The following is a 5,028-nucleotide window of genomic DNA, read 5'->3' as shown; positions in this document are numbered from 1 at the left end:
CAACCCTGCATCGTGAACCTCAAAAGTGGGAGGCCACCATACCCGTTTACAAAGCGAACAGGAAAGTCAATGAAATCAACGGTCTACCCAGACCACCCCCGCGCCAGTGCTAGCTTTGCGTACCGTCACTTATTGCACTGAAAACGAGGAGACCCCGAAGACGAATCCGTGTTCCTGTCCGACAGCGCGGGTAGCGACGACGGCATGGATGGGCTGCGGATGAGTTCGATGACCTACCGCATCGCCACCGGTCGCGACGCTGGCCGCAAGGTCGTCACGCTGCAAACATTGCCCGGTGACGCAGGCTCGCTGGAGGGCGATGCCGGCAAGGTCGGCGGCTTCTCGCTGCATGCCGGCGTGGCCGCGGAAGCACACGAGAGCCACAAGCTCGAAAAGCTGTGCCGCTACATCACGCGCCCGGCGATCAGCGAGCAGCGGCTGTCGATCTCACCGCAGGGTAGGGTGCGTTACCAGCTCAAGACGCCGTGGCGCAATGGGACCACGCATGTCGAATGGGATGCGGTGGACTTCATCGCCAAGCTGGCGGCACTGGTCCCGCCACCTCGCGCGCATCTCACCCGCTTCCACGGCGTATTCGCCCCGAATGCAAACCTGCGCGCGCAGCTGACGCCATCGGGGCGCGGCAAGCGGCCTGCGAGCGATGCAGTGCCGGTGGACGTCAGCGCCCACGACGAACCGCGCAGCCCCGAGCAGAAGCGCCGTGCGATGAGCTGGGCGCAACGGCTCAAGCGGGTCTTTTCCATCGACGTCACCACCTGCGCCCACTGCGGCGGCGCGGTGCGGATCGTCGCCAGCATCGAAGACCCCAAGGCCATTCGCGCCATCCTCGCCCACTTCGAGAAACACGGCGCGCTGGAGCAAGCGCACTACCGGCCCGCAGCGCGCGCCCCGCCGCCGGCCGCGTGACGAGGTGCCGGCCACGCAGCCGGCAGCCAAGCCAGAGTCCGATCCGATGCGGCCACGACCCCGCAGGGCTGCGCTCGGCCCTGTGCCGGGATTCGGTGAGAAATGGCTACGCACTGAGCCGCTGCGTGGCCCCGCGATGTCGAAAACCCACGCATGAACCCCCGATCTGTGCCCGATCTGTGCCCAAAGCGGCGCTTGCGCGGCCGCTTCCTACCTGCCAGACTCGCAAAAAAGGGCGGTTGAACTTCCTATACCCGACCTCGCCCTCGGCGCGGTCGCCGGCTAGCTTGAGGTTCACGGTCGTCACGTTGTGATGCAGGATTTCCATGGCCTTCTGGATTTCCGGCAGCTTGTCGATGAATTCCATCGCCAGGCCCTTGGCGAAGTGGCCGTGATCGTCAATCGCATCCTCGTGATAGAGCGTACGCATCTTGACGTGATCGTGGCGGTCGGCAGCGTTGCAGTAGGCCATGATCAGCTCGTAAATCGCCTGCTTGTCGAGCAGTTCGTCGAGCTGCTGTTCGCGCGTCTTGCCGCTCATCAGCTCAATCCCACGACCGGCAGCGCGACGCCGTGCACCGCGCGCGCCTGCTCGGAGCAGAGGAAGGTGATGACTGCCGCCAGATCGCCCGGCGCGACCCATTTCTTCGGATCGGCGTCTGGCATCGCGGCGCGATTCGGTGGCGTGTCGATGATGCTGGGCAGCACGCAGTTGACGTTGATGTTCTGCTCGCGCAGTTCGCCGGCCATGGCTTCGGTGATGCGGATCACCGCGCTCTTCGAGGCGCTGTAGGCCCCCATCTGCGCCACGCCTTTCTGGCCGGCGCCAGCGCCGACGTTGACAATCTTCCCGCCGCCGCCCGCCAGCATCGCCGGTACCGCGGCGCGCACGGCATTGAGCAGGGTGCCGACGTTGATGTCCTGCATCTTTTGCCAGTCGGCTGCCGCAGTGGCATGCACCGGGGTGCCCATGGCGAAACCGCCGGCGATGTTGCAGAGGGCGTCGAGACGGCCGAACTTCTGCATCGCGGCGTTAACCGCATTCTGCGCCGAGGCAGAGTCGAGCAGGTTGGCCGGCAGCAGCAGGCGTGTGTCGGCGGTGCCGGGATACGCTTGTTGCAGCACGGCCTCGCTGACGTCGGCCAGCGCCAGCCTGGCGCCACCAGCAGCAAAGCCTGCGGCAACCGCCTTGCCGAGAGAGCCGGCCGCGCCGGTAATCATCACCACCTGATTGTCGAAGCGCATGGCGTTTCCGTATGAGGAATCTGGTTTATTGAAGCAGACGGCAATGTGCGGGCGAATCCTGCAATCGTGTGAGCCCGCATGCCGGCGATTTCAGCTTGCCTTGGTGGCCGCTTGCGTCTGCCAGTAGGGGTGATCCGGCGGATATTGCGGACCGTCCGGCGACCACTCCGGCGGGCCGAAAATCCAGCCCAGCTTGTTGCGCCAGCCCTTGGCGTTCCAGACCTGGCGCAGCATGAAGGCGGTCTCGTGGAAAATCACGGTGGGCAGGCTGAAGGTCTTGAGGTCGTGCACCAGGCCGTATTTCACCGGGACGTCGCGGCGCTCTTCCTGGAAGGTGCCGAACAGCTTGTCCCAGATAATGAGGATGCCAGCGTAGTTCTTGTCGATGTAGATGCCGTTGCTGCCGTGGTGGACGCGGTGATGCGAGGGCGTGTTCATGAACTTTTCGAGGAAGCCCAGGCGGTCGATGGCCTCGGTGTGGATCCAGTACTGGTAGATCAGGCTGATGCCGAATTGCACCGCAATCGCCAGCGGGTGAAAGCCGACGAAGGCCAGCGGCAGGTAGAACACGAAGGTATACGCCGGGCCCAGGGTCGACTGGCGCAGCGCAGTACTGAGGTTGTAGTGCTCGCTGGAATGATGATTGACGTGCTCCATCCAGAACAGGCGGCAACGGTGCGCGCTGCGGTGATACCAGTAATAGGTAAAGTCGTCGGCGAAGAACAGCAGCACCCAGGTCCACCAGACGAGGGGCGAGAGCGTGAACAGGCGATGTTCATAGACGAAAGCAAACAGCCAGCCGGTATAGCCTGCGCACAGGGCCCGCATGCCGAGCTTGATCAGGCCCAGCGAGATGCTGACGCTGCTGTCCTTGATCTCGTAGCCCCTTTTGCCCTTGCTCTTGGCGCGGCGCAGGGCGAACCACTCCCAGGCCATCAGGACCAGAAAATAGGGCATGGCGATGTAGAAGATGTTTTTGGCCCACCAGTCCAGCGTTTCCATAAGCTCCTCGATTCGCACGATGTATTGACTGTTAGCATTCTCTCCATTGTGTATCACTTGCCGCTTGACCCCGCACGACAATCTGTATGACAGCACGCGCCAAGACCGGAGTCGACGACCCTGCGGCCCTCGCGCCCAGCACCGCGGTCAGCTATCTGCTGGCCTTGTTCGACTATTTGCGCCTGCGGCAGATCGATGCGACCGAACTGCAGCGGAGCCTGAACGTGGATCTCAACGACCGCGATGCGCGCGTCAGCGAGCTGGAGGCGGCTGAATTGTTCAATCGCGCCGCCGTGCTGGCCCAGGATCCTGATCTCGGCGTGCATGTTGCCGAGCACATCCGGCCAGGGCATTACGGCGTTCTCGGCTATGTCGCCATGGCCTGTACGACCCTGGGCGAGGCCATGCTCGCCCAGCAGCGCTATCAGGGGCTGGTGATCACCGTTGCGCCGGTGGACGTGCGGATCGACGCCGAAGCGATCGTGTTGAGCTGGAACCGTTCGACCGATCTCCGCTACCGCCAGCTTGCGGAGTTCAATCTCGCCGGCATGCTGACTTTTGTGCGCTGGATCACCGGACAGGCGATCTCTCCGCTGGGCGTCGATTTCACATACGAGGCGCCGCAGCGCCTGGACGAGCAGCGCCGTGTGTTCGCCTGCCCGATACGCTTCCGGCAGGACAGTTACCGCATGATCGTGCCGAAGTCGTGGCAGGGACTGGGCCTGATCCAGCCGGACCCCGCCATGCGCCAGTTGATGGATCGCCTGGCCCAGCAGCAATTGCTGACGCTCACGCGCACGGACGATCCGCTGGTCCGCGCCCGCCGCCTGATCGCGCAGCGGCTGGGAGATGGCGAACTGGAGCTGAGTCATGTCGCCTCGGCGCTGCACGTCTCGCCACGGACCTTCCAGCGCAAGCTCCAGGAGCATGGTGAAAGTTTTACCCAGCTGGTCGATGGCGTGCGCAAGGAAATGGCTGAACGCTATCTGGAAGATGCCTCGCTGAGTCTCACGGACATCGCTTTTCTGCTGGGGTATTCCGAGCAGAGCGCCTTTGCGCGTGCCTACAAGCGCTGGACCGGGCACGCGCCGGCACGTACGCGACAGGCGGCGGCCGGTTGAGCCTTACTGAGGGGGCGGCATGGGCAGGGCCAGTGGCCGCAGGGGTTGACGGACAGGGTCCCAATCCGCGGCGGCCTGCCGCAGCCGCTCGATGCGCTCGGCGTCCAGCGGATGCGTCGAGAGCAGGGACGGTGCTTCACCGCCGTGTTCGGTGTGATAAGCCGCAAAAGTCTCGAATACCGAAGCGCCGCCGCCGGCGTGACCATAAAGTTTCTTCACTGCGGCGATGGCATGTCCGTCGGCGAGCGTTTCCGCCTGCCGGGAATAGCCGCGCTGGACCACGGTGGCAAAGGCCGTAGACAGGCTGCCGGCATTACCGGTTCGTATTCGGCAAAACGCGCTGGCTCGGCGCCCAGGATGGCGAGGTCGATGTCCACCAGCAGTTGCTGATCCGCATCAGCCGGTTTGGCGGTGTGGCAGGTCGCCATGATCAGCGCTCGCACCCGCCGGACCTGCGCTTCCCCTGCTCCGCTTCGCGTCAATTCGCCGGCGGCCCAGTCGGCACTGCGCTGCTCGTTGTCTTTGGCCTGCAGCCCGTAAATCGCGTCGTGAAACCAGAGGGCAATTTCAACGTCTCCGGCGTGAACCGCAAGGTCGAGCGCGCCTTCCAGTTGGGCGATGCACTCACCCAGATGCTGCAGCGAGTGGTAGCGGCGATGGGGTGGAAGTGCGCAAGACAATTGACCATGTCGAACTGATCGTGTGCGATACAGGGCCAAGAATTGCCCCGGAT

6 protein-coding genes and 1 pseudogene are annotated in these 5,028 nt (G+C 63.9%); 2 read left to right on the top strand and 5 right to left on the bottom strand.

Going from position 1 to position 5,028, the window contains the following annotated elements; genetic code table 11:
- Window positions 1-156: 156 nt before the first annotated feature.
- Window positions 157-927: pseudogene (locus BN2503_RS18535) on the top strand (IS91-like element ISCR16 family transposase); the annotation flags it as partial.
- A 106-nt stretch (window positions 928-1,033) separates the two neighbouring features.
- Here BN2503_RS18535 and BN2503_RS19775 read toward each other — a convergent pair.
- The 3 genes from BN2503_RS19775 to BN2503_RS18520 all read right to left on the bottom strand — a co-directional run bounded on the left by BN2503_RS19775 (window position 1,034) and on the right by BN2503_RS18520 (window position 3,174).
- Window positions 1,034-1,468, bottom strand: a complete 435-nt coding sequence (locus tag BN2503_RS19775; RefSeq protein WP_008645849.1) for a nuclear transport factor 2 family protein — start codon at window positions 1,466-1,468, stop codon at window positions 1,034-1,036.
- Window positions 1,468-2,172: an SDR family NAD(P)-dependent oxidoreductase gene (locus BN2503_RS18525; RefSeq protein WP_008645848.1), complete on the bottom strand. Its 705-nt coding sequence runs from the start codon at window positions 2,170-2,172 to the stop codon at window positions 1,468-1,470. The genes BN2503_RS19775 and BN2503_RS18525 overlap by 1 nt, the downstream gene beginning before the upstream one ends.
- Window positions 2,173-2,262: 90 nt before the next feature.
- On the bottom strand, window positions 2,263-3,174 hold the full coding sequence (locus BN2503_RS18520) for a sterol desaturase family protein (RefSeq protein WP_054258075.1): 912 nt from the start codon (window positions 3,172-3,174) through the stop codon (window positions 2,263-2,265).
- A gap of 86 nt (window positions 3,175-3,260) precedes the next feature.
- Between BN2503_RS18520 and BN2503_RS18515 the strand changes: the two genes are divergently transcribed.
- A complete protein-coding gene (locus BN2503_RS18515) occupies window positions 3,261-4,295 on the top strand; it encodes an AraC family transcriptional regulator (protein WP_054258074.1) in 1,035 nt (344 codons plus the stop codon).
- Between the two features lie 3 nt (window positions 4,296-4,298).
- Here the strand turns inward: BN2503_RS18515 and BN2503_RS18510 are convergent, their stop codons facing one another.
- Together BN2503_RS18510 and BN2503_RS21135 are read right to left on the bottom strand one after the other, a co-directional pair.
- Window positions 4,299-4,577, bottom strand: a complete 279-nt coding sequence (locus BN2503_RS18510; protein ID WP_008645843.1) for a M48 family metalloprotease — start codon at window positions 4,575-4,577, stop codon at window positions 4,299-4,301.
- A complete protein-coding gene (locus tag BN2503_RS21135; RefSeq protein WP_193750046.1) occupies window positions 4,511-5,014 on the bottom strand; it encodes an HD domain-containing protein in 504 nt (167 codons plus the stop codon). The genes BN2503_RS18510 and BN2503_RS21135 overlap by 67 nt, the downstream gene beginning before the upstream one ends.
- Window positions 5,015-5,028 lie beyond the last annotated feature (14 nt).

It is taken from the genome of Paenacidovorax caeni, from assembly GCF_001298675.1.
Lineage (GTDB): Bacteria > Pseudomonadota > Gammaproteobacteria > Burkholderiales > Burkholderiaceae_C > Paenacidovorax > Paenacidovorax caeni.
The sequence above is the reverse complement of the archived record's forward strand: the minus strand, read 5'-3'. Positions and strand labels throughout refer to the sequence as shown.